The organism is Pseudomonas sp. KB-10, from assembly GCF_018221585.1.
In the GTDB taxonomy this organism is placed as follows: Bacteria; Pseudomonadota; Gammaproteobacteria; order Pseudomonadales; family Pseudomonadaceae; genus Aquipseudomonas; species Aquipseudomonas yangonensis.
The window spans coordinates 356,330-375,025 of sequence record NZ_QYYB01000006.1; the positions used below are offsets into that span (position 1 = coordinate 356,330).

The window sequence follows — 18,696 nt, forward strand, 5'->3', positions numbered from 1 at the left end:
GGTCAGAAGCTCGCTTTGACAGTGACCGAGGCATAGTCGCGGTCATCGATGAGGGAAAACTCGTTCGAGCCGAAGAAGCTGTTGTAGGCCAGTTCGAGCGAGTACTCGTTGCGGTAGTCGAAGGTCAGGGCCAGACCGAGGGCCTGCTGGTCTTCCTGAAAATTGGGGCCGTAGCCCTCGACGTCATGGCGCCAGTTGATCGATGGAGTCACCACCGTGGCAGGGATCAGGCCCTCGTAGCTAAGCCCCATGCGCAGCCGATAGCCCCAGGAGAAGGCGGTCATTACGCCGTGCGTGTTGCAGTGGGTGGCGGCGGCCAGCTCCGCGTCGGTCAACCCGGCCGGGTTCTGTGCCGACGGCGTCGAGCAGGCGGCGCCATCGGAGGTCGGCGTACGGCCGAACGCGCCCGCGCGGCCGAGGCGTTCGTCCTGCGGATCGAGACCGCCGATCCAGTTACCGCCAAGTTCCGCCGCCCAGGCCAGGCGCTGCGCGCCGAGCACGTTGGAAAAACTGTCGGCGGCGCCCAGGCTGAACTGCCAGACTTCCTTGCGCACGTAGCCGTCCACGCGGCTGCCACGCGCAGCGGCCAGCTCGGCTGGAGTCATGGGCATGATCCAGCTGTTGCGCTGCCCGGCAAGTAGGTTGATCAGATCGGCGGAATTGACGCTCAGCGGCATGTTGGGCCGGTAGGTCAATTCGCCGAACACCGCGGTGCTGCCCAGCACGCCGCTGATGCTGGCGCCGAACAGGCGGATGTCCTCGGGATATACCGTGAAGTAGTCACCGGTATTGAGGTTGGCGCCGGGATTGCCGCCGGCGTTGGGTGCCTGGCGGGCGATCACCCCGGACAGCAACGGCGTGCGGCTGTGGTAGTTGAGGTAGTACAGCCCCAGGTCGGCATCGTCGAGCGACTCGATCAGGTAGTGCGCCGCCAGACCATACTGGCCGCTATCGCGCGCCCAGTCGGTGGCGGTGCGGCGCAGGTAGCGCTCGGCTGCCGGCATCATCCCGGGCGGTGCGTCGAGGGCGTTCTCGATACCGGAAATATCGGTGGTCGAGATGCCACCGGCGATCAGCTTCTCGTGCTGGCAGCCCTCCTGCAGCGCATCGTTGGTGCTGAAAAAGGTGCCGCAGCCCTCCAGCACCGAGGGTCGGAAGTTGTACTGCAGGAAGCCCTCGACACTCAGGCGGTCGGCCAGGTCATAGTTGAAGGACACCATCTCCACCGGCAGCAAGCCTTCCTTCAGCTCGGTGCCGGGGCGGTTGAACGCCGAGACGTCCAGAGGGTTGATGGCGTTGACCCCATTCTGCAGGAACAGCGCCTCGCCCCAGCTGAGCACGTGCTTGCCGACTTTTACACTGAGCGGACGGTCGGCAAGCTCGAAGTCCTTCCACAGGTAAGCGTCGAGTACCTCGAAGCCCTGAAAGCGCGCCAGGCGCTGCCAGCCGGAATCATCGAAACGCCGAAAGTCACCATCGCCGGTGGCCATGGCATGGTCATACCAGTATTTGAAGCGGATGAAGGCTCCCTGGCTGCCGTCATTGAGGTCGAACTCGGTCAGGCCCTTGAACAGCGTGGAGATAGTGTCGCCCTTGTCGAAATTGAGCTTGCCGTCGTCTCCGTTGTAGTTGGTGCCTACGCCCACCTTGCCGATGCTGGCGGCATCGGCCTTGTTGAGCAGGTGCTTGTCGGCATTTTGCAGCGACCAGCTGGTGCCCAGCGACAGGCTACTGTGGGTCGTCAGACTCCAATCCTCGTCGAGCTGCCAGGTGGCGGCCTGCAGCAGCGATGCGTGGCCGGCCAGGGCGATACCAGTGGCCAGGGCGGCAGGGGCGAAGCGATGTCGGGGACACGCGATGAAGTGGTTCATGTAAACCCTCTCGTTGTTTTTGTCGGGTCCGTTCTGCGGGCAATGGCCCGCCGATGCGCAGTCGCCTGCGCGGTTCGTTTGCGGGTGGGTGCGGCGTGTCGGTCAGTGCGGCAAGGCGTCGAGCACCGCGCTGACCATGTTGTTGAAGGTCACAGGCGAGTCGATGGCTCGCGACGCCACCTTGGCGGGTCCGTCCGCGCTGGTTGCACGGCGTGCCTGATCAGGCGTTGCCGACAGCTTGACGATGACCACCTCGCGCCGGGGGTTGAGGTAGATCTTCTGGCCGAAACGCCCGCTGGCCTCCAGCGAGCCGTCGCCATCGTTCTTCTGCAGCCAGTAGTTGCGGTAGGCGTAGCCGGGACGACCAGGCGCCAGATTGCCGCTGGCAAACAGCTCCTGGTCGCCCGCCTGCAGCAGGCTGCGCACACTCTGATTGAAGCTGTCGCCCGGCGCGTTGCGCGCCAGCTCGCGACGCACCAGCTCGGCGAAACGTGCGGTGTCGCGCAGATTGCTGCTGATGCCGCCGCTGGCCATCTCCGTACCCAGCTCGTCCACCTGAACGTAGGCATCTTCCTGAGCAAAGCGCGACCAGATTCGCGCCTCCACCAATTGACTCCAGTTTTGTCCCGAGATGCGCCGCAGCGCCCAGGCCAAGGCCTCCGGAGAACCGTTCTGGTAGAAGAACAATGGCTGTGGCGCGGCGGTTTGCGCCATCTTGGCTACGCGCAGGAAGGAATAGATATCGGCCGGCATCTGCGGCTTGCGCGGGATCAGACCGGTCGCGGCGAACAGCCCGAGGTCCGGCGGCACATGCTCCGGGTAGGTCACCGCCACCTGCATGTCGAGGTTCTGCTGCACCGTGGCCTCGCCGAAGGGCGTACCCGCCAGTTCCGGTACGTACTGGGCGAGTCTGGCATTGGGATCGAGCAGGCCTTCGGCGATGAACTGCGCGGCCAGCAGACCGGTCACGGACTTGGTCATGGAGGCCCAGATGTGCGGCTGGCGGGGCTCGAAACCGTCGTAGTAACGCTCGAAGACGATCACGCCGCGGTGCAGCACGATCAGCCCGTCGGTAACGGTTTCGCGCAGGTAGCCGTCGAGCGTGAGCGTCTCGTCGCCGACCGTGAACGGTAAGCCATCGAGCGCCAGGGCGGGACCGGCAGCCAGGACCAGCGGCGTTTGCGCACGGGGGATGTTGCGTGTCGCCGAAACCTCGCGGGCATGACGCATGGACCAACGCAGGTAAGGGGGCAGGAAGGCGTTGGCTTTGTTCACACGCATCTCCATGGCAGGTGGAAACCCTTGCATCACATCGCCGCCAGCAGAGCTCGCCGCCAACGCCGGCGGCAAAACGCACAGAAGGGAAAAGGACAGGCCCTTGAGCAGGCTTCGCAGATGCGAGGCGAACTGGGGCTGGGGTAAAGCTACGCTTGGTTTCATTATTGTTGTCCCAATGACTGAGTGGTCCCGAAAGAACTCCCGGACGATGCTATCCAAGCGTTTTCAACAAGAACTAATAGAACTGTGCGATGCAGGGCATGCCTTTTTGGAATAGGCCAACGAGCGACCTAGATTCCCAGCGTGCGGTTCAAATCGCTTCGACGAAGCTGGCCGTCTTCGACCTATGCCGGAGTTTTATGGTGCGCATAGGACTCTTGTATTGGGTGCTTAACAGGTTATTTGACTAGCATCGGCTCCTATTCAACCGCCGAAAAGAACAACCTGATTCGATTGATAACCAGCGGCCCGGGCTTTGCCGGCTGCGCATTCTGCCCGGACGAATCGGTCATATTGAGCACAACGCAAAGACCCTGCTGTTACCGCCGCCTCTCGCCGCCATGCAACCTGTACCATCCTCCGGTGCTTCATGACTCCAGCTCCCTTTCGCAAGCCTCTCGCACAGACACTGCTCGGCGGTGAAGAGCCCGACCCGCGCTTCACCCTGGCCAACGAGCGCACCTTCCTGGCCTGGGCCCGCACTGCGCTGGCCTTGCTCGGCGGCGGGATAGCCGTGGAGACCTTCGCCGGCCATACCTTCGAACCCTGGCTGCGTCTGTGCATCACTCTCAGCCTGCTGTCGCTCAGCGTTCTGCTCAGCGTTGGCGCATGCCTGCGCTGGCTGGCCGTGGAGCGCGCCTTGCGTCATCGCCGCGCCCTCCCCCTTCCGGTATTGATCCCCGCCCTGACGATCAGTGGCTGCCTCGTGGCTCTGCTGCTATTGGCGCTTTTCTGGGCGAATGGCCTTGGTTGATCCGGGCCTGCAGGCCGAACGCACCGAGTTGGCATGGCGACGAACACAGCTGTCACTGTTGGTGATCGCCTGCCTGATGCTACGTGGGGTACATCCGGCGCCGATGATGGTGGCACTGGCCATGGCGCTGACCCTCTGGAGTGGCCAACGGCAGCGCTATCTTCAAAGTCTCGCCATGTTGCTCGACGAGCGAGGCACAGCGAGGTGCGCGATAATCCTGAGCACCGCCCTGGTACTCACCGGCTTGAATCTGTTGATGATCTGGACTGTTCTGGCAGGCGAGTGAAAGACGCAGACGTGTCAGACTGGGCATCATTGCAGGAGGCCATACAACTGCCGCCGCACGTATGCGACAATCTGCCGGATATCAGGCCTGAACCCCGCCTTATTGCTCAGCAGCTCTGCCGTTTAGTGCAGATGCTGCTTTCAACGTATACGCGCTGGACCCACTCCACTTCGGATTGAGGCGAGTCAGACAAGCTCGTGATTGTCATCACCTCAACCAGCGCCTCCAAGTTATTGATAGGTAATCCCTTTGATCTCCACCGCTAACATCACCATGCAGTTTGGCGCCAAGCCGCTGTTCGAGAACGTTTCCGTCAAGTTCAACAACGGTAACCGCTACGGCCTGATCGGCGCCAACGGCTGCGGCAAGTCGACCTTCATGAAGATCCTCGGCGGCGATCTGGAGCCGACGGCCGGCCAGGTGATGCTCGAGCCGAACGTGCGCCTGGGCAAACTGCGCCAGGATCAGTTCGCCTACGAAGAATTCAATGTGATCGACACCGTGATCATGGGTCATCAGGAGTTGTGGAAGGTCAAGGCCGAGCGCGACCGCATCTACTCGCTGTCGGAAATGAGCGAAGAAGACGGCATGAAGGTGGGCGAGCTGGAAGGCGAGTTCGCCGAGATGGACGGCTACACCGCCGAGTCCCGCGCCGGCGAGCTGTTGCTCGGCCTGGGCATTCCGCTGGAACAGCACTTCGGCCCGATGAGTGAAGTCGCCCCCGGCTGGAAGCTGCGTGTGCTGCTGGCCCAGGCGCTGTTCGCCGATCCGGACGTGCTGCTGCTCGACGAGCCGACCAACCACCTGGACATCAACACCATCCGCTGGCTGGAATCGATTCTCACGGCGCGCAACAGCACCATGATCATCATTTCCCACGATCGTCACTTCCTCAACGCGGTCTGCACCCACATGGCCGACCTGGATTACGGCGAGCTGCGCCTGTTCCCGGGCAATTACGACGAGTACATGACGGCCGCGACCCAGGCCCGTGAGCAGCTCCTGGCCGACAATGCCAAGAAGAAGGCGCAGATCGCCGAGCTGCAGACCTTCGTCAGCCGCTTCTCGGCCAACGCCTCCAAGGCCAAGCAGGCGACCAGCCGCGCCAAACAGATCGACAAGATCCAGCTGGCCGAGGTCAAGCCGTCGAGCCGGGTCAGCCCGTTCATCCGTTTCGACCAGAACAAGAAGCTGCACCGCCAGGCCGTGACCGTCGAGAAGCTGTCCAAGGCCTTCGATGACAAGGTGCTGTTCAAGAACTTCGGTTTCACCATCGAAGCCGGCGAGCGTGTGGCCATCATCGGCCCCAACGGCATCGGCAAGACCACCCTGCTGCGCACCCTGGTCGGGGAAATGCAGCCGGACGCCGGTAGCGTGAAATGGACCGACAGCGCCGAAGTCGGTTACTACGCGCAGGATCACGCCCACGACTTCGAAGCCGACGAGACGCTGTTCGAGTGGATGGGCCAGTGGACCAGTGGCGAGCAGAACATCCGCGCCGCGCTGGGCCGCATGCTGTTCTCCTCCGACGAGATCCAGAAGTCGGTCAAGGTGCTTTCGGGTGGCGAGCAGGGCCGTATGCTGTTCGGCAAACTGGCCTGCCAGAAGCCCAACGTGCTGGTGATGGACGAACCGACCAACCACCTGGACATGGAGTCCATCGAGGCGCTCAACCTGGCGTTGGAGAACTACCCGGGCACGCTGATCTTCGTCAGCCATGACCGCGAGTTCGTCAGCTCCCTGGCCACGCGCATCATCGAGCTGTCGGACAACGGCGTCACCGACTTCAGCGGCACCTACGACGATTACCTGCGCAGCCAGGGCATCATCGTCTGAGGTCTGCTGCAGAATGACAAAGCCCGCTTTCGCGGGCTTTGTTGTTTCAGCGTTCCGCTCAGGCAGTGGCGAACAGCTCGGAGATGCGCTGCGCTGCGCCCTTCATGGCTTCGGCGCGCGGCTCTTCGCCATAGGCCAGGCCTTCGGCGCGGACGATCTCGATGTCGTCGATGCCGAGGAAGTTCAGCACGCGAACCAGATAGTCCTCATGGGCCTGACCGGACGGCAGGCCGGCATGAATGCCACCGGCACTGGATGCGATCACCACGGTCTTGCCACCCGCCAGCCCTACCGGACCATTTTCGCTGTAGCTGAAAGTCTTGCCGGCCACCGCAATACGGTCGATCCAGGCCTTGAGCTGGCTGGGAATGGCGAAGTTGTACATCGGCGCACCGATCACGATTGCATCGGCAGCCAGGAACTCTTCCAGGGTGCGCTCGGCCAATTCGGTTTCATGCCTTTGCGCGGCGTCGCGCAGTTCAGCCGGTGTACCGGCCGCGATCAGACTGGCGGCGGAAAGGTGGCTCAGCGCATCGCTGGCCAGGTCGCGGTAGGTCACTTGGGCATCGGGAGCGGCAGCGCTCCAGGCCTCGACCACGGCGCGGCTGAGCTGACGGGAAGCGGATGCATCGCCTAGGATGCTGGAATCGAGGTGCAGTAGTTTCATGGCTTATCTCCGGAGTGTGGTGGCACAATGGAGGCGATACTACCCATGAGCCCAATAAGCGATAAGATGGCGAAAATGCGATGCTTCGTCCCACCCATAGGACAGTGAATGCAAGACCTCAACGACCTGTTCTACTTCGCCAAGGTGGTGGAAGCCGGTGGTTTTGCCGCAGCCGGGCGGCTGCTGGGCATACCCAAGTCACGCCTGTCACGGCGCATCGCCGAACTGGAACAACGCCTGGGCGCACGCCTGCTGCAGCGCTCGACACGCAAACTGGCGCTGACCGATATCGGCGAGCGCTACCTGCGCCATTGCCAGGCAATGTTGCTGGAAGCCGAACAGGCCGAGGAAACCGTGACCAACCTGACCAGCGAGCCGCGTGGTCGAATACGTTTTTCCACGCCCCCTGGCGTGGCCATACTGCCGGACCTGATCAACGAATTTCTGACTCGCTATCCCAGGGTGCAGCTGGAAGTGGTGCAGACCACACGTCGCATCGACCTGCTCAACGAGGCGGTTGATGTCGCTCTGCGCGTGCGTAACGTCGATGATGAAGAGCCCGGGCTCATCACCCGACGCCTGTTGCCGGCGCGCGCCAATGTGGTCGCGCATCCGGAGTTGGTCGCGGGGCTGCGCCTGGAGCAGCCGGAAGACCTGCAACAGCTCCCCGCCCTGGGCGCCATCAGCGCGGATCGGCGCATTCATCTGCGCTTTGAGCACAACACGACGCGGGAGTCGCGCGAGGTTGCCCTGGACGCGCGCCTGGCCGTAGACGACTTTCCCATTCGCAAGTCGGCAGCGCTGGCAGGCGTGGGCATTACCCTGCTGCCCACCACGCACTGTCACGAGGAACTGGCCGACGGTCGCCTGGTAGCGCTACTACCGAACTGGACGGTGCCGGAGGGCCACATCCAGTTGGCCTATACACATCGGCGAGGCATGTCGCCGGCGGTCCGCGCCTGGATCGAGCAGCTCAGCGACGGGTTCAGCCGCTGGAGGTTCCCGCTCTGACTCAGATGCGGAACTGACGCACCAGCGCCCCGAGGCGATCGCCGAGGCCGGCGAGGCTGCGTGCGGTCTGCGCGCCGCGCTCGGTTTCATCGGCGACGCTGTCTACGGCCACCGCGATCTGGTGCACGCTGCGGTTGATCTCCTCGGCCACCGCGGTCTGCTCCTCGGCGGCGCTGGCGATCTGCGCGTTCATGGCATTGATGGTGGCGATCAGCTGGGCGATGGCATCGAGCGATTCGCCGGCCTTGTTGGCCTGCTCGCTGGTCAGCTCACCGGCATCGCTGGAGCGACGCATCGAGGTCACCGACTCAAGCGTGCCCTTCTGCAGGCGGTCGATCATGCCCTGAATTTCCTGAGTGCTCTGCTGGGTACGGCTGGCCAGCGCACGCACTTCATCGGCGACCACGGCGAAACCACGCCCGGCCTCGCCGGCGCGAGCCGCTTCGATGGCCGCATTGAGCGCCAGAAGGTTGGTTTGCTCGGCGATGGAGCGGATCACATCAAGCACGCTGACGATCGACTGCACGTCCTGTTGCAGACTGTCGAGTGAGACGCCACTGCTGCGAATGTCATCGACCAGGGAGTGAATGCGCTGGATGCTGCCGTCGACCACGCTCTTCGCAGCCTGGCCCTCGCGATCGGTTTGCTGCGCGGCTTCGGCTGCATTCTGCGCGCTCTTCGCCACTTCGTGGGCGGCCGCCGACATTTCGTTGATCGCCGTGGCCACCTGGTCGGTTTCGTGACGCTGCTGCGCCATGGCTTGCTCAGAGCGCTGCGCCTGCTCCGCGACCTGCCCTACCAGGCTGGTCAACTGTCCGGTCATGTCGACGATCTGCCGCACCAGATCATGGATCTTCTCGACGAAGCGGTTGAAGGAGCCAGCCAACTCACCCAGCTCGTCCTGACTGGTGACCGGCAAACGCCGGGTGAGGTCACCCTCTCCTGCGGCAATATCATCGAGATTGGCCTTGATCTGTTGCAGCGGACGCAGAAAGGCATTGCCCACCCACACGCCGATCACACCGAACACCAGCAGCAGAATCGCTGCCACGACCATGATGCTGGTGATGATGGTGCCGATGCGCTCGTCGATATCCTCTTCAACCTCCCTGATCCCCGCTTCGACGCCGTCGAGATTAAGCGCAGTGCCAAGCGCCATATCCCACTTCGGCAGGTAATAGCTGTAGGCAAGCTTGGGCACCATTACCGATTCATTGCCCGGTAGTGGCGAGGAATAGTTGACGAAGTAGCTGTTGTTCTTCGCCACGTTGACCAGTTCGCGGTTGATGTACACCCCGTTCGGGTCGCGACGGTCGGCCAGGCTTTTGCCGACGTCCACGGGGCTATCGCCACGAAACAGGCGCACCACGTTGGAGTCGTGGCCGAAGAAATAGCCGTCGGCGCCATATTTGATCTTGGAGAGGATGGCGATGGCCTGTTCGCGACTGGCCATGTCGCCCTGCGCTGCCCCATCGTAAAGCCCCTTCACCGAGCCAAGGGCGATCTGCATGTAGTGCTCGAGCTCGCTGCGCTTTTCCTGCAGCAGGCGCTCACGCGTCTCGGCCACTTCATCGGCAGCCAGGCTTTGCAACACCCTCGCCGCCGTACCGCTGAGCACCAGCGCGAAGAGGATGACCGGAACCAGCGCAAGCAGTATCACCTTGGTTTTCAATGTGAGGCGCATTCTTGTTGTCCTTGTTATACAGAGCCAAAAACGGGGCTACCGATATATCGGCAGCCCCGTGGAAGAATTAAGCGACCCAAGGCGCCGAGAACTTAACCCGGCGCATTCACGCCATTACAGGATCATAGCGGCCGCCCAACCGAACGCCAGCAGCGGCAGGTTGTAGTGCAGGAAGGTGGGCACCACGCTGTCCCAGATGTGATTGTGCTGACCGTCGGCATTGAGTCCTGAGGTCGGCCCCAGGGTCGAGTCCGAAGCGGGCGAACCGGCATCGCCCAGAGCGCCGGCGGTGCCAACGATGCAAACGATGGCCAGCGGGCTGAAACCCAGCAGTACACCGAGCGGCACGAAGATCGCCGCGATAATCGGGATGGTCGAAAATGAAGACCCGATCCCCATGGTCACCAGCAGTCCGACCAGCAACATCAGCAGCGCGCCGACTGCCTTGTTATGGCCGATCAGAGCTGCCGCGCTGTCGACCAGCGAGTTGACCTCACCGGTGGTCTTCATGACTTCGGCAAAGCCGGAGGCCGCGATCATGATGAAACCGATCATGGCCATCATTTTCATGCCTTCGGTGAACAGGCCATCGGCCTCCTTCCAGCGCACCACGCCGGAGACCGAAAAAATCACGAAACCGGCCAGCGCGCCGATGATCATAGAATCCAGCCATAGCTGCACAATGAACGCTGCGGCAACGGCCAGCCCCGCCACCAACAGGCTCAATGGGTTGTACTGCGCATCCAGCTGTTCGCTCTGCGCAACTTTTTCCAGGTCATAGACCCGTTTGCCACGATAGCTGAACAATACCGCGACGAGCAGACCGAAGAGCATGCCCAGCGCCGGAATGGCCATGGCCTGAGCGATGCTGACGCCCGTGACGTCGACACCGGACTTGGCCACATTGGCCAGCAGGATTTCGTTGAGGAAGATGCCGCCAAAACCTACCGGCAGGAACATGTAGGGGGTAATCAGACCGAAGGTCAGTACACAGGCGATCAGGCGGCGGTCCAGCTGCAACTTGCTCAGCACGTAGAGCAGCGGCGGGACCAGCAACGGAATGAAGGCGATATGGATCGGCAACAGATTCTGCGAGGAGATGGCGACCGCCAGTAGCAGGACGATCAGTAACCATTTCAGCGCACTACCGGCACCTGCCTGCTGCCTTTCGACCAGCGTCAGCGCCCTGTCCGCCAGAGCATGCGCCAGACCGGACTTGGCGATGGCCACAGCGAAAGCGCCGAGCAGCGCGTAGGACAAGGCGACCGTCGCCCCGCCGCCGAGCCCCTGATTGAACGCCTGCAGCGTTCCCTCGACACCCAGACCGCCAAGCAGCCCACCCACCAGGGCTCCGACAATCAGCGCCACTACCACGTGTACGCGGCAGAGGCTCAGGACGAGCATGATGCCGACCGCGGCTATTACAGCATTCATAAATAACCCACCTGCACGGCGCCAGCAGGGCCGGCGCAAAAAGCCGCGTACTGTGCCGTATGCGAACTATCCTGTCAAAAAGAGCGATCGTTCAGAATCCAGATCAATCCGTGCATAATCCCGAGCAAGATTCTTTCTATCAAGAAAGCGCCCCGCGCACCGATAACCGTATCAGCCATATAGAAAGGAACACACCATGCTGTTCAGCCGTCTTTCGATCCAATGGAAGATCACACTGCTCGCCGGCCTCTGCCTGCTCGCCATCGTCACGCTGTTGGTGGGTGCCTCGCAGTATCAGTCCAGCCGTAGCGCCAGCCTGGTGCGCGAGGCCAGCTCCAGCATGCTGGAAGAAAGCGCGACGCTGCGCCTGAAAGCACGCAGCGAATTGCAGGCGATCCGTATCCAGCGCTACTTCATGGACGCCTATCAGTACGGCAAGGGATTTTCTCGGCAGATCCTGTTCCTGCGCGAACAGGCCGAGAAACGTTTTCTCGATGCGTTCGATCTGCGTGAAGACTTGAACCGGCAAGTGCGCAGCAGCCTGGAAGCCAATCCGGATCTGCTCGGCCTGTATCTGGTATTTGAGCCCAACGCCCTGGATGGCAAGGATGAGCTGTTCGCCGACCAACCCGACCTCAGTAGCAATGACCGCGGACGCTTCGCCCTGTACTGGGCGCAGCCTACGGCCGGCCAACTGGAAGCCGAGGTGATGAACGAAGAGCTGCTCGGCGACACCACGCCCGGTACCAATGGCGTTGCTTATAACGCCTGGTACACCTGCCCGCGCGAAACGCGCCAGCCCTGCGTACTGGAACCGTATTACGACGACGTCGACGGCCAAAGGACGTTGATGACCAGCATCGCTTTCCCGCTGGAGCTCGAAGGCAAGATTATCGGCGTGATGGGCGTGGATATCAGCCTGGCCAGCCTGCAGCAGATCAGCCAGGAGGCCAACAGCGAGCTGTACAACGGACAAGGACACGTCAGCATTTTCAGCCCCGGCGCCTTGCTCGCCGGGCATAGCCGTGACGGTAGCTTGCTGAGTCAACCGGTCGAGCAACCATTCCGTGATCATGCCAGCGAACTGCGCGGCCTCATTCAAAGCGGCAGTGCTGCCGAGTTGAAGCATGGCGACATGCTCCGCGAGCTGAGTCCCTTCAAGCCGATTCCCGAGTCCAAGCCCTGGACAGTTCTGCTTGAAGTTCCTCAGAGCGTCCTGCTCGAGCGCGCGACCAAACTGGGCGCTCAACTGGATGCGAACCGCGCTAGCGACAGCCTCGCGGCGCTGGTGATGGGTCTTGTCGCCGGATTGGCCGGGCTCGTACTGATGTGGCTGACGGCGCGCGGGGTGACGCGACCGATTCTCGGCGTAGCCGCCATGCTCAAGGATATCGCCAGCGGCGAAGGCGACCTGACCCGCCGCCTGCAGTACGCCAGGCAGGACGAACTGGGCGAGCTGGCCGGCTGGTTCAACCGCTTCCTCGACAAACTTCAGCCGATCATCGCCGATGTGAAGAGCAGTGTGATCGACGCGCGTGGCACCGCCGACAAATCCGCTGCCATTGCCAGCCAGACCAGCGCCGGCATGCAGCAGCAGTACCGCGAGGTCGACCAGGTGGCGACCGCGTTCCAGGAGATGAGTGCCACTGCGCAGGACGTCGCGCACAACGCCGCACAAGCTGCAGAAGCGGCACGCAATGCCGACCTGGCCAGTCGCGAGGGCCTGCAGGTGATCGACCGCACCACCAGCACCATCGACCTGCTCGCCAATGAAATGAACGTAGCCATGCAGGAAGTCGAAGGCCTGGCCAGCAGCAGTGAGCAGATCGGCTCGGTGCTCGAGGTTATTCGCTCGATTGCCGAGCAGACCAACCTCCTCGCCCTCAATGCCGCCATTGAGGCTGCCCGCGCCGGTGAAGCCGGCCGGGGCTTCGCCGTGGTCGCCGACGAAGTGCGCAACCTGGCCAAACGCACCCAGGATTCGGTCGAGGAAATTCGCCAGGTCATCGAAGGCCTGCAAAACGGCACCCGCGAAGTGGTCAGCACCATGCACAGCAGCCATCGCCAGGCCCAGGGCAGTGTCGAACAGGTACAACAGGCCGTGGCCGCGCTGCAGCGAATCAGCCAGGCGGTCAGCACCATTACCGAGATGAACCTGCAAATCGCCAGCGCCGCGGAGGAGCAGAGCTCGGTGGCCGAGGAGATCAACCGCAACGTTGCATCGATTCGCGACGTCACCGAAGCCATCACCGCCCAGGCTGACGAATCGGCACAGGTGAGCCAGAACCTTAACCGGCTGGCCAATCACCAGCAGAGCCTGATGGACCAGTTCCGCGTTTGACGTCAAATCATCCCTGATCTGGCGGCACTTCCCTTGCGGCGCAGGCAGGCAATCGCCTAGCCTGCGTTCTTTTTTGGGGAAGTAGCATGCTCAATATCGCCTTGGTCGCCGGCTCCAGTCGTAACAACAGCCAATCGGGAAAGGTCGCCCGCGTACTGCGTCAGCGCCTGATCGAGATGGGGCAAACCACTCAGGGCACCAGCAGCATCATCGATCTGGGCCTCGCCCCGCTGCCGCTCTGGCCGGCCGAAGATGCCGGCCCCTGGTCCATGTATCAGCAGCAATTGGCGGCAGCCGACGCGGTAGTGATCATCGCTCCGGAGTGGAACGGCATGGCCTGTCCGGCCATCAAGAATTTCTTCATCTACGCCAGCAAGGCCGAGCTCGGCCATAAACCCGGCCTGTTGGTTGGCGTTTCCTCCGGAATCGGCGGCGCCTATCCCATCGGTGAGCTGCGCGCCTCCAGTTACAAGAACTGCCGCCTGTGCTACCTGCCGGAGCATCTGATCGTGCGTCAGGTCGAGAAGGTGCTGAACGGTCCGCAACCGGTGGATGAAGCCGACGAGCGAATCCGCGCACGCATCGACTATGCGCTCGACATATTGGTGCGTTATGCCCACGCCCTGCAGCCGGTACGCGCCGCCATCAGCCTCGACAATCCGGCATTCGCCAACGGAATGTAATAGCGCCATAGAGATGGATGAGGAGCTGAACGCTGTTGCACGTCAGGCGCCGAATCGCCTGGCGTGAGCCTGAAGCTCAACGACGAGGAAGGCTGACCAGCACCCGCAGCCCGCCCAACGGGCTGTCCTGCAATTCGATACGGCCGTTCCACGCCTCGATGATATCGCGCACGATACCCAGCCCCAGACCATGGCCCGCCACCTGTTCGTCCAGGCGAGTGCCGCGGCCAAGCACGGCCTCACGGCGTTCGGCATCGATGCCGGGGCCGTCGTCATCGACGTATAGGCGATAGCCGTCGGCGCTCTCCTCTACCGTCAGTTGCACGTGCTGATCGGCCCATTTGCAGGCGTTGTCCAGCAGGTTGCCGAGCAGCTCCAGCAAGTCCTCACGGTCACGCGGCAGAACCAGACCCGCAGGCGCCTGCCAATCCAGGCTCAGGCCACGGTCATGAATCATCGACAGGGTGGCGAACAGTCCCGGCAACTCCTGGGCGCAATCGAAACGCGCCCCAGGCAGTACCTCGCCGGCCAGACGCGCACGCCCAAGCTCGCGGCTCAGACGTTGCTCGATCTGCTCCAATTGCTCGCGCATGCCAGCGCGCAACGCCGGATGGGCGCCCATCTCCTCACGGCCGGCCAGACTGATCAGCACCGCCAACGGGGTTTTCAGCGCATGGCCGAGGTTGCCCAACGCATTACGCGAGCGCTTGAGCGTGTCTTCGGTATGCGCCAACAGGTGGTTGATCTGCGCCACCAGCGATTCCAGTTCCTCGGGCACCTCGGCATCCAGCTCGGTACGTCGGCCCTGCTGCAATTGCACGATCTGCTGACGCACTTGCTCGAGCGGGCGCAACGCCCGGCGCACGGTGTAACGCTGCGCCACCAGGATCAGCAGCAATGCGGCGCCTCCCAGGCCTAGACCGACCCACTGCATACGACGAAAGCTCTGCAGTATCGGTTGGTAGTCCTGTGCCACGCTGATCGAAAGGTTCTCGCCATAGCGACGGTAATCGGCGCGATAGATCAAAAGCAGCTGGCCCTGCGGGCCGTCGCCCAACTCGGCCTGCATACCTGTGCCATTGGGCTTGAGCAATTCACGATCCCACAGCGAGCGCGAACGCCAGCTCCGGTCGGAAAAATCGATACGAAAGTAATGCCCGGAGAATTGCCGCTGGAACGAGGGATCGAGGCGTCGCTCGTCCAGTTGCAGACCTGAAGGCCCGCGTACCAGCGCTGCCAGCAGTCCCTGTGCTTCATCGCGCAGATCTTCTTCCAGATAAGCACGCAGGCCGCGGTCGAATACCCAGAGACTGGCCTGCGCGAGAACCAGTCCGGCCAGCAGCAGCGTCGCGGCCAGGCCAATACCGAGCCGACGCTGAATGGATCTCAACCCTGCTCTCCGGTAAAGCGGTAGCCCTGCCCACGGCGGGTTTCGATCACGTTGCGCCCGAGCTTGCCGCGCAGACGATTGACGTGTACCTCGATGACGTTGGAGTCGCGCTCGGTCTCTCCGTCGTAGAGATGGTCAGCGAGATGACTTTTGGAGAGAATTTGGCCGGGATGCAGCATGAAATAGCGCAGAAGGCGAAACTCGGCAGCGGTCAGATCAATGGCCTCGCCGCCCGACGTCACGCACTGGCGGCTTTCGTCCAGTTGCAGACCGGCGGCTTCCAGCTGCGGCTGGTTGGCCAGGCCATGGGCACGACGCAACAACGCCTGGATGCGCAGAGCCAGCTCCTCGGGGTGGAAGGGTTTGGTCAGATAGTCATCGGCGCCGGCCTTCAGTCCCTCGATGCGTTCGGCCCACGAGCCGCGAGCGGTGAGCACCAGCACTGGCGTGGCCAAGCCACCAGCGCGCCATTCCTGCAGCACCTCCAGGCCCGGCTTGCCCGGCAAGCCGAGGTCGAGGATGATCAGGTCATAAGGCTCGCTCGCACCCTGATAGGCCGCGTCACGACCATCGGCCAGCCAATCCACGGCGTAACCCTGGCGAGTCAGGCTGGCGGTCAGTTCGTCGGCCAGGGGTACATGGTCTTCCACCAGCAGCAGGCGCATCAGTCGTCTTCCTCGTCCTTCAGAATATTGCCGTTGCGGGCGTCCAGTTCGAGTTCGCGCACCACGCCTGAGGTGGTCAGGATCTCGACCTCATAGACCAGCACACCATCCTCTTCTTCCAGCTCCGCCTCCAGCAGCGTGGAGCCCGGATAAGCCTTGCCGACGTGCTGCATCAGTTGCTCGAACGGCATGATGACACCCTCGCGACGCAAGCGCAGGGCCTCGTCCTGGTCGAGGTCACGCGCAATGCCTGGCACGCTGGCAAAACCGCAGGCCAGAACCAGCAATAGCGCGGTGGTACGTTGAAACTTCATCAATCATCCTGGTGGTTCTTGAGAATTTCCCCCGTGCTGGCGTCCAGCTCCAGGTCCCATTTCACGCCTTGAGCGTCGCGCAGTTCCATCTGATAGACATAGCGGCCATATTCATCTTCCAGCTCGGTTTCTTCGATGCGCGCGCCTGGGTGCTGAGCCAGGGCGGCTTCATTGAGTTGTTCGAAGGACTTGATGGTACCGGCATCGCGTAGACGCATGGCTTCGTCCGGGCCGAGATCACGCGCCTGGGCAATGGTAGCGGCGCTGACAAGGGTGGCAAGTGCCGCGAGGCTGAGCAATCGTTTCATGGGGTTCTCCAGCAGTGAATCAGTGACTCCCACTCTAGGCCCAGGCACTTAATTCAAGCTGAATTCACTTGCGTCATCCACCGCGTGAAGTGGCTTGGCCTGCTCAATCAGCGCTCTATAATCGCCTGTTCGAAAGGAGGCATCGATGAGCGCGATCCATATCAAATCCCCTGCCCTGACACTCAAGGCCGGCCCCAGAGCCATGGCACGAATTCGCCAGGATGGCCTGAGCCCGGCAGACGTTGGCATCCTGCCTGGCGCGGCAGGCGGCCCCAAGGGAATCGGTATTCAGGGACTGGATCTCGCACTGTTTGCTGACTGGCTGCCCCGGGCACCACGCGAGCGCGCCCTGATCGGTGCCTCCATTGGTTCCTGGCGCTTCGCCAGCGCCTGTCTACCCGATCCGGCCGCGGGCATTCGACGGCTCGGCGAGCTATATACCTCTCAGCGTTTCGCCAAAGGCGTGAGCATGGCAGACGTATCGGGCAGTTGCCGGCAGATGCTCAACGAGCTGCTCGCCGACCAGGACGCAGCCATCATCGCCAACCCGCACTATCGCCTGCATATCGTCGTGGTCAAAAGCCATGGCCTGCTACAGCACGATCATCGCGGCAAACTGAGCCTCGGCCTGTCATCGGTGATAGGCAACAACTTGCTGGCCCGACAACGCCTGGGTCGACATTTCGATCGGGTGATCCTTCATGATGCGCGGCAGACACCACCTTTGGCGCAGCTCAGCGACTTCCGTTCGCACTTCCACGCGTTGACCGCGGAGAACCTGCGCCATGCCCTACTGGCATCAGGCTCGATTCCCATGGTGATGGAAGCGATTCGCGAAATACCGGGGCTGGAGCCAGGCGCCTATCGAGATGGCGGCCTGCTCGACTACCACCTTGACCTGCCCTACGACGGCAACGATATAGTCCTCTATCCGCACTTCACTGATCGCGTGATACCTGGCTGGTTCGACAAGAGCATGCCCTGGCGCCGTGGCGACCGCACCCGCCTGCAGAATGCCGTACTAGTCGCGCCCTCGCGGGAATACCTTGCTCGCCTGCCCCACGGGAAACTGCCGGATCGCACCGACTTCAAGCGCTATCTGGGCAATGATGACGGCCGCGAGCGTTATTGGCGTCAGGCCATGGCCGAGAGCGCCCGACTCGGCGACGAATTTCTCGAACTGGTCGAGAGCGGCCGCCTGGGCGAACGCTTGCAGCCACTTTGATGCTCTCGTAGAGCGGGTGATAAGACGGCTATTGGGATCAGACCTGATAAACTGCGCACCTCTCGCCAGCTAGGCGCTATCTTCTACGCGAGCGTTGTTCAGTGGAATTGTTCAAAGAGTTCATCTTCGAGGCGGCCCACCGCCTGCCCCACGTACCGGAAGGTCACAAATGCGGCCGCCTGCATGGCCACTCATTCCGAGTCGCCATCTATATCGAAGGTGAAGTCGACCCCTATACAGGCTGGATTCGCGACTTCTCCGAAATCAAGGCGATCTTCAAGCCGATCTACGAGCAGCTCGACCACAACTACCTGAACGACATCCCCGGCCTGGAAAACCCCACCAGCGAAGTGCTGGCCAAGTGGATCTGGCAGCAGGTCAAACCACTGCTGCCGGAACTGTCGCGGGTACGCATCCACGAAACCTGCACCAGCGGCTGCGAATACCGCGGCGATTGATCAGCCTCAGAACACCAAAGGCCACCCGAAGGTGGCCTTTTTATTGATAACCATAACCCCCCTTTTGTCGCCCACCCAATTTCTCGGAGGGGCGCCGCATTTAGCTTTCGGCGCATCGCGCCTTTAACAGGTAGGAGCGAGCTCTGCTCGCGAAGGCGCACCAACCCGCGGGATGCGATGCGCTCTGCGTTTTCCGCGCCACAAAGAAGAAACCCCAGACCGCGCTTGCGATCTGGGGTTTCGTATAGGAGCTTGACGATGACCTACTCTCA

General features: G+C 62.2%; 16 protein-coding genes and 3 pseudogenes. 10 read left to right on the forward strand and 9 right to left on the reverse strand.

The window, feature by feature from the left end; translation table 11 throughout:
- Nucleotides 1–2: 2 nt before the first annotated feature.
- Both DXK50_RS18225 and DXK50_RS18230 read right to left on the reverse strand, forming a co-directional pair.
- Nucleotides 3–1,871 (reverse strand): DUF1302 domain-containing protein, encoded by a 1,869-nt coding sequence (locus DXK50_RS18225; protein ID WP_212631302.1) that lies wholly within the window; start codon nt 1,869–1,871, stop codon nt 3–5.
- A 102-nt stretch (nt 1,872–1,973) separates the two neighbouring features.
- Nucleotides 1,974–3,152: a serine hydrolase domain-containing protein gene (locus DXK50_RS18230; RefSeq protein WP_461818881.1), complete on the reverse strand. Its 1,179-nt coding sequence runs from the start codon at nt 3,150–3,152 to the stop codon at nt 1,974–1,976.
- Between the two features lie 586 nt (nt 3,153–3,738).
- Between DXK50_RS18230 and DXK50_RS18235 the strand changes: the two genes are divergently transcribed.
- The 4 genes and pseudogenes from DXK50_RS18235 (at nt 3,739) to DXK50_RS18245 (ending at nt 6,244) form a co-directional block, all read left to right on the forward strand.
- On the forward strand, nt 3,739–4,122 hold the full coding sequence (locus DXK50_RS18235; protein WP_212631304.1) for a YidH family protein: 384 nt from the start codon (nt 3,739–3,741) through the stop codon (nt 4,120–4,122).
- Nucleotides 4,115–4,408 (forward strand): DUF202 domain-containing protein, encoded by a 294-nt coding sequence (locus DXK50_RS18240; RefSeq protein WP_461818882.1) that lies wholly within the window; start codon nt 4,115–4,117, stop codon nt 4,406–4,408. Before DXK50_RS18235 ends, DXK50_RS18240 begins: the two co-directional genes overlap by 8 nt.
- 30 nt (nt 4,409–4,438) lie before the next feature.
- Nucleotides 4,439–4,584: pseudogene (locus tag DXK50_RS25005) on the forward strand (site-specific integrase); the annotation flags it as partial.
- A gap of 73 nt (nt 4,585–4,657) precedes the next feature.
- The gene (locus DXK50_RS18245; protein WP_212631306.1) at nt 4,658–6,244 is read left to right on the forward strand and encodes an ABC-F family ATPase; all 1,587 of its coding nucleotides are present in this window, start codon (nt 4,658–4,660) and stop codon (nt 6,242–6,244) included.
- 58 nt (nt 6,245–6,302) lie between these two features.
- On the opposite strand, the gene DXK50_RS18250 is transcribed toward DXK50_RS18245, so the two are convergent.
- Nucleotides 6,303–6,911, reverse strand: coding sequence for an FMN-dependent NADH-azoreductase (locus tag DXK50_RS18250; RefSeq protein WP_212631307.1), 609 nt, complete (start codon nt 6,909–6,911; stop codon nt 6,303–6,305).
- A gap of 108 nt (nt 6,912–7,019) precedes the next feature.
- On the opposite strand from DXK50_RS18250, the gene DXK50_RS18255 reads away from it, so the two are divergent.
- Complete coding sequence (locus DXK50_RS18255; RefSeq protein WP_161867959.1) at nt 7,020–7,922, forward strand: LysR substrate-binding domain-containing protein; 903 nt, start codon at nt 7,020–7,022, stop codon at nt 7,920–7,922.
- Nucleotide 7,923: 1 nt separating this feature from the next.
- On the opposite strand, the gene DXK50_RS18260 is transcribed toward DXK50_RS18255, so the two are convergent.
- Both DXK50_RS18260 and DXK50_RS18265 read right to left on the reverse strand, forming a co-directional pair.
- Nucleotides 7,924–9,606: a methyl-accepting chemotaxis protein gene (locus DXK50_RS18260; protein ID WP_212631308.1), complete on the reverse strand. Its 1,683-nt coding sequence runs from the start codon at nt 9,604–9,606 to the stop codon at nt 7,924–7,926.
- A gap of 114 nt (nt 9,607–9,720) precedes the next feature.
- On the reverse strand, nt 9,721–11,040 hold the full coding sequence (locus tag DXK50_RS18265) for a Na+/H+ antiporter family protein (protein ID WP_212631309.1): 1,320 nt from the start codon (nt 11,038–11,040) through the stop codon (nt 9,721–9,723).
- A 415-nt stretch (nt 11,041–11,455) separates the two neighbouring features.
- Here DXK50_RS18265 and DXK50_RS25555 point away from each other — a divergent pair.
- From DXK50_RS25555 to DXK50_RS18275, 3 genes and pseudogenes are all read left to right on the forward strand, one after another.
- Nucleotides 11,456–12,523 (forward strand): annotated as a pseudogene (locus tag DXK50_RS25555) (PDC sensor domain-containing protein); the annotation flags it as partial.
- Nucleotides 12,524–12,868: 345 nt separating this feature from the next.
- Nucleotides 12,869–13,381 (forward strand): annotated as a pseudogene (locus tag DXK50_RS25560) (methyl-accepting chemotaxis protein); the annotation flags it as partial.
- 86 nt (nt 13,382–13,467) lie between these two features.
- Nucleotides 13,468–14,064 carry an NADPH-dependent FMN reductase gene (locus DXK50_RS18275; RefSeq protein ID WP_161867955.1) on the forward strand — a complete coding sequence of 199 codons (597 nt, stop codon included), beginning with the start codon at nt 13,468–13,470 and terminating at the stop codon, nt 14,062–14,064.
- A gap of 76 nt (nt 14,065–14,140) precedes the next feature.
- Here the strand turns inward: DXK50_RS18275 and DXK50_RS18280 are convergent, their stop codons facing one another.
- Genes DXK50_RS18280 through DXK50_RS18295 form a run of 4 tightly spaced genes read right to left on the reverse strand, consistent with a single transcriptional unit; the run spans nt 14,141 to nt 16,741 of the window.
- Nucleotides 14,141–15,454 carry an ATP-binding protein gene (locus tag DXK50_RS18280; protein ID WP_212631311.1) on the reverse strand — a complete coding sequence of 438 codons (1,314 nt, stop codon included), beginning with the start codon at nt 15,452–15,454 and terminating at the stop codon, nt 14,141–14,143.
- A complete protein-coding gene (locus DXK50_RS18285) occupies nt 15,451–16,119 on the reverse strand; it encodes a response regulator transcription factor (protein ID WP_024310251.1) in 669 nt (222 codons plus the stop codon). Before DXK50_RS18285 ends, DXK50_RS18280 begins: the two co-directional genes overlap by 4 nt.
- The gene (locus DXK50_RS18290; protein ID WP_024310252.1) at nt 16,119–16,433 is read right to left on the reverse strand and encodes a PepSY domain-containing protein; all 315 of its coding nucleotides are present in this window, start codon (nt 16,431–16,433) and stop codon (nt 16,119–16,121) included. Before DXK50_RS18290 ends, DXK50_RS18285 begins: the two co-directional genes overlap by 1 nt.
- Nucleotides 16,433–16,741, reverse strand: a complete 309-nt coding sequence (locus DXK50_RS18295) for a PepSY domain-containing protein (RefSeq protein ID WP_161867951.1) — start codon at nt 16,739–16,741, stop codon at nt 16,433–16,435. Before DXK50_RS18295 ends, DXK50_RS18290 begins: the two co-directional genes overlap by 1 nt.
- Nucleotides 16,742–16,886: 145 nt before the next feature.
- Here DXK50_RS18295 and DXK50_RS18300 point away from each other — a divergent pair, with 145 nt between their 5' ends.
- Both DXK50_RS18300 and queD read left to right on the forward strand, forming a co-directional pair.
- Nucleotides 16,887–17,966 carry a patatin-like phospholipase domain-containing protein gene (locus tag DXK50_RS18300; RefSeq protein ID WP_212631312.1) on the forward strand — a complete coding sequence of 360 codons (1,080 nt, stop codon included), beginning with the start codon at nt 16,887–16,889 and terminating at the stop codon, nt 17,964–17,966.
- 101 nt (nt 17,967–18,067) lie between these two features.
- Complete coding sequence (gene queD, locus DXK50_RS18305; RefSeq protein WP_003461315.1) at nt 18,068–18,424, forward strand: 6-carboxytetrahydropterin synthase QueD; 357 nt, start codon at nt 18,068–18,070, stop codon at nt 18,422–18,424.
- Nucleotides 18,425–18,696: the final 272 nt, after the last annotated feature.

What these genes read in the sequence shown, in the direction of transcription:
- DXK50_RS18225 (WP_212631302.1), bottom strand. Translation starts at nt 1,871, where the DNA reads ATGAACCACTTCATCGCGTGTCCCCGACATCGCTTCGCCCCTGCCGCC.
- DXK50_RS18230 (WP_461818881.1), bottom strand. Translation starts at nt 3,152, where the DNA reads ATGCGTGTGAACAAAGCCAACGCCTTCCTGCCCCCTTACCTGCGTTGG.
- DXK50_RS18235 (WP_212631304.1), top strand. Translation starts at nt 3,739, where the DNA reads ATGACTCCAGCTCCCTTTCGCAAGCCTCTCGCACAGACACTGCTCGGC.
- DXK50_RS18250 (WP_212631307.1), bottom strand. Translation starts at nt 6,911, where the DNA reads ATGAAACTACTGCACCTCGATTCCAGCATCCTAGGCGATGCATCCGCT.
- DXK50_RS18255 (WP_161867959.1), top strand. Translation starts at nt 7,020, where the DNA reads ATGCAAGACCTCAACGACCTGTTCTACTTCGCCAAGGTGGTGGAAGCC.
- DXK50_RS18260 (WP_212631308.1), bottom strand. Translation starts at nt 9,606, where the DNA reads ATGCGCCTCACATTGAAAACCAAGGTGATACTGCTTGCGCTGGTTCCG.
- DXK50_RS18265 (WP_212631309.1), bottom strand. Translation starts at nt 11,040, where the DNA reads ATGAATGCTGTAATAGCCGCGGTCGGCATCATGCTCGTCCTGAGCCTC.
- DXK50_RS18275 (WP_161867955.1), top strand. Translation starts at nt 13,468, where the DNA reads ATGCTCAATATCGCCTTGGTCGCCGGCTCCAGTCGTAACAACAGCCAA.
- DXK50_RS18285 (WP_024310251.1), bottom strand. Translation starts at nt 16,119, where the DNA reads ATGCGCCTGCTGCTGGTGGAAGACCATGTACCCCTGGCCGACGAACTG.
- DXK50_RS18290 (WP_024310252.1), bottom strand. Translation starts at nt 16,433, where the DNA reads ATGAAGTTTCAACGTACCACCGCGCTATTGCTGGTTCTGGCCTGCGGT.
- DXK50_RS18295 (WP_161867951.1), bottom strand. Translation starts at nt 16,741, where the DNA reads ATGAAACGATTGCTCAGCCTCGCGGCACTTGCCACCCTTGTCAGCGCC.
- DXK50_RS18300 (WP_212631312.1), top strand. Translation starts at nt 16,887, where the DNA reads ATGAGCGCGATCCATATCAAATCCCCTGCCCTGACACTCAAGGCCGGC.